Source organism: Streptomyces sp. (assembly GCF_036566765.1).
In the GTDB taxonomy this organism is placed as follows: domain Bacteria; phylum Actinomycetota; class Actinomycetes; order Streptomycetales; family Streptomycetaceae; genus Streptomyces.
On sequence record NZ_DATCVQ010000268.1, the window covers coordinates 1 to 3937 of the forward strand.

The window sequence follows — 3937 nt, forward strand, 5'->3', positions numbered from 1 at the left end:
CCACGACTGGCCTGCTACGAAGAGCGCGTCGATAACGGACCGCCGCACCCATGGGTACGGCCTCCCTCGCCGAGCAACTACGGCAGTCTACCGGCCCTCGGCCGCCCCACCCAATTGGATCACCGCGCGTGCGTCATCAGAAAGCCGTAAGGGCCGCTTCCCTGGGGAAGCGGCCCTTACTCACGTCAGTGCAGTGGCTGAATCACGCCCCTGCTTCAGGTGCGGCTCAGTGCTCCTCGAAGAGGCTCGTCACCGAACCGTCCTCGAACACCTCGCGCACCGCGCGCGCGATCGTCGGAGCGATCGACAGCACCGTGATCTTGTCCAGCTCCAGCGCGCCCGGCACCGGCAGCGTGTCCGTGAACACGAACTCGCTGACCTTCGAGTTCTTCAGACGGTCCGCCGCCGGACCCGACAGGATGCCGTGCGTCGCCGTCACGATGACGTCCTCCGCGCCGTGCGCGAACAGGGCGTCCGCCGCGGCGCAGATCGTGCCGCCGGTGTCGACCATGTCGTCGACCAGGACACAGACCCGGCCCTTCACGTCACCGACGACCTCGTGGACGGTCACCTGGTTGGCGACGTCCTTGTCGCGGCGCTTGTGCACGATCGCCAGCGGCGCGTCCAGACGGTCGCACCAGCGGTCGGCGACCCGCACGCGGCCGGCGTCCGGGGAGACGATCGTCAGCTTCTTGCGGTCGACCTTCGCGCCCACGTAGTCCGCCAGGACCGGAAGGGCCGACAGGTGGTCCACCGGGCCGTCGAAGAAGCCCTGGATCTGGTCCGTGTGCAGGTCCACGGTCAGGATCCGGTCGGCGCCCGCGGTCTTCAGCAGGTCCGCCACCAGACGGGCCGAGATCGGCTCACGACCGCGGTGCTTCTTGTCCTGCCGGGCGTAGCCGTACGACGGGATGATCACGGTGATGCTCCGGGCGGAGGCCCGCTTCAGAGCGTCGATCATGATCAGCTGCTCCATGATCCACTTATTGATCGGAGCCGTGTGGCTCTGGATCAGGAAGCAGTCCGCGCCACGCGCCGACTCCTGGAAGCGGACGTAGATCTCGCCGTTTGCGAAGTCGAAGGCCTTCGTCGGCACGAGGCCGACACCCAGCTGGTGCGCGACCTCCTCGGCCAGCTCGGGGTGGGCGCGGCCGGAGAAGAGCATCAGCTTCTTCTCGCCGGTCGTCTTGATCCCGGTCACAGCACTGTCTCCTCAGACGTGTTCTCCGGCCGCGAAACACGAGCGTCCCATGCGCGTGAGCGAGCCGGCCGAATTTGTGTGCACGTATCACGGTACGCCGAGTTCGACGCACCCGTTTCCGGTCAGCTTTCGCCGTCGGACTCCTCGCCGGCCACCTGAGCGGCCTGGGCGGCGGCGCTGCCCGGACGCTTCCGGGCCACCCAACCCTCGATATTCCGCTGCTGGCCACGGGCGACGGCCAGCGCACCGGCCGGCACGTCCTTCGTGATCACGGAGCCGGCGGCGGTGTACGCGCCGTCCCCGATGGTGACGGGCGCCACAAACATGTTGTCCGAACCGGTACGGCAGTGCGAGCCGATCGTCGTGTGGTGCTTCTTCTCGCCGTCGTAGTTCACGAAGACGCTGGCGGCGCCGATGTTCGAGTACTCGCCGATCGTCGCGTCGCCGACATAGGAGAGGTGCGGCACCTTGGTGCCCTCGCCGATCGTCGCGTTCTTCGTCTCGACGTAGGTGCCGATCTTGCCCTTGTCGCCGAGGCGGGTGCCCGGACGCAGATACGCGAACGGGCCCACCGAGGCGCCGGCGCCGATCACGGCGGAGTCGGCGACCGTGTTGTCCACCCGGGCGCCCTGGCCGACCGTCGTGTTCTTCAGGCGCGTGTTCGGGCCGACCTCGGCGTCCTCGCCGATGTGCGTCGCGCCGAGCAGCTGCGTGCCCGGGTGGACGATCGCGTCCCGCTCGAAGGTCACGGTCACGTCCACGAGCACGGAGGAGGGGTCCACGACCGTGACGCCGGCCGTCATCGCCCGCTCCAGGAGCCGCTGGTTCAGCAGCGTGCGGGCCTCGGCGAGCTGCACCCGGTTGTTGATCCCGAGGATCTCCCGGTGGTCGCCCGCGACGGACGCGCCCACCCGGTGACCGGCCTCGCGCAGGATCGACAGCACGTCGGTGAGGTACTCCTCGCCCTGGCTGTTGTCGGTGCGGACCTTGCCGAGCGCGTCGGCGAGGAGGCGGCCGTCGAACGCGAAGACGCCGGAGTTGATCTCCTTGATCGCGCGCTGCCCGTCGGTGGCGTCCTTGTGCTCCACGATCGCGGTCACCGCGCCGGAGGCGTCCCGCACGATCCGGCCGTAGCCGGTGGAGTCCGGCACCTCGGCGGTCAGCACGGTCACGGCGTTGCCGTCGGCGGCGTGCGTCGAGGCGAGCGCCGTCAGCGTCTCGCCGGACAGCAGCGGGGTGTCGCCGCAGACCACCACGACGGTCCCGTCGGGCGCCTGCCCGAGCTCCTGCAGCGCCATCCGCACCGCGTGCCCGGTGCCGTTCTGCTCGTACTGCACGGCGGTGCGGGTGCCGGCGTAGTACGCCTCCAGGTGCGCGGACACCTGCTCGCGGGCGTGCCCCACGACGACGACGAGATTCTCGGGGTCCAGCTCCTGAGCTGCGGAGACGACGTGTCCGACGAGCGAACGCCCGCAGATCTCGTGGAGGACCTTGGGAGTCTTCGACTTCATGCGGGTTCCCTCACCCGCTGCGAGTACGACGACGGCGGCCGGGGGGTTGGCGCTCACGGGGATGCCCTTCGGCTTCGGGTGGTGGACACCCGAAGGATACCGGGGGGTACTTGCCCGGAAATAAGCGCGGGTCCCGACCGAGGAGGCGGGACCCGAACCGAGGTCGTACGACCTGTGGCTCCCCCGCAAGGATTCGAACCTTGTCCTGCTGGTACCAAAAACCAGTGTGCTGCCAGTTACACCACGGGGGACGGCGCTCCAGACCTTACCGGAGGCTCCCGCCTGCGGAGTCCCCGGAAAAGGATTCGCACCCGCCCGTAGTCTGGGATGCATGACCGCAACGGGGGCACACCAGGACGCGGCGGGCACATCCGCGCGGGGCTGGTTGTGGTGGGGAAGACGGCGGAGTGCGGTGCTGGACGTGGGGCTCGCGCTCGCGTCCGCGCTGGAGTGCGCGATCGAGGGGGTCGGGTTCGCCGGGCAGGCGTCCGTGCCGGTGCCGGTGGGGGTGCTGTTCGGGCTGATCGCCGGGTCCGTCCTCGTGGTCCGGCGGCGCTGGCCCCTCGTCGTGGTGCTCGTGTCGATCGCGACGACGCCCGCCGAGATGGGCTTCCTGATGGGGATCGTCGGGCTGTACACGCTCGCCGCCTCCGACGTGCCGCGGCGGATCACCGCGCTGCTGGCCGGGATGTCGACCGTCGCGGTGTTCCTGGTGACCGTCGTACGGCTGCGGCAGGACGTCGTCCAGGCGGACGTCGACCAGCAGGACTTCGACCCGAGCGGCTGGTACGTCCCCGTCGTCTCGCTCTTCATGACCCTCGGCCTGAACGCCCCGCCCCTGCTGTTCGGCCTCTACATCGGGGCCCGGCGGCGGCTCATGGAGAGCCTGCGGGAGCGGGCGGACAGCCTGGAGCAGGAGCTGTCGCTCCTCGCGGACCGGGCCGAGCAGCGGGCGCAGTGGGCGCGTCAGGAGGAGCGGACCCGGATCGCCCGCGAGATGCACGACGTGGTGGCGCACCGGGTGTCGTTGATGGTGGTGCACGCGGCGGCCCTGCAGGCGGTGGCGTTGAAGGATCCGCAGAAGGCCGTGAAGAACGCCGCCCTGGTCGGTGACATGGGCCGGCAGGCGTTGACGGAGCTGCGCGAGATGCTGGGCGTGCTGCGCGAGGAGGCGCCGTCCCCGGAGGCGCCCGCGCGTGTGCCGCTGGCCGCCGTGGGGCGGGCC

General features: G+C 70.0%; 3 protein-coding genes and 1 tRNA gene. 1 reads left to right on the plus strand and 3 read right to left on the minus strand.

The annotated features are described in order from the left end of the window. Positions 1 to 226 precede the first annotated feature (226 nt). From VIU94_RS15050 to VIU94_RS15060, 3 genes are all read right to left on the minus strand, one after another. Entirely contained in the window at positions 227 to 1201 is a 975-nt protein-coding gene (locus VIU94_RS15050; RefSeq protein ID WP_331911651.1) for a ribose-phosphate diphosphokinase, read from the minus strand. A 122-nt stretch (positions 1202 to 1323) separates the two neighbouring features. Further along, the gene (glmU, locus tag VIU94_RS15055; RefSeq protein WP_331911653.1) at positions 1324 to 2769 is read right to left on the minus strand and encodes a bifunctional UDP-N-acetylglucosamine diphosphorylase/glucosamine-1-phosphate N-acetyltransferase GlmU; all 1446 of its coding nucleotides are present in this window, start codon (positions 2767 to 2769) and stop codon (positions 1324 to 1326) included. Between the two features lie 118 nt (positions 2770 to 2887). Continuing rightward, positions 2888 to 2963 (minus strand) — tRNA-Gln (locus tag VIU94_RS15060). Positions 2964 to 3043: 80 nt separating this feature from the next. Between VIU94_RS15060 and VIU94_RS15065 the strand changes: the two genes are divergently transcribed. Further along, the coding region (locus VIU94_RS15065; RefSeq protein WP_331911655.1) for a sensor histidine kinase at positions 3044 to 3937 on the plus strand (894 nt) is incomplete at its 3' end.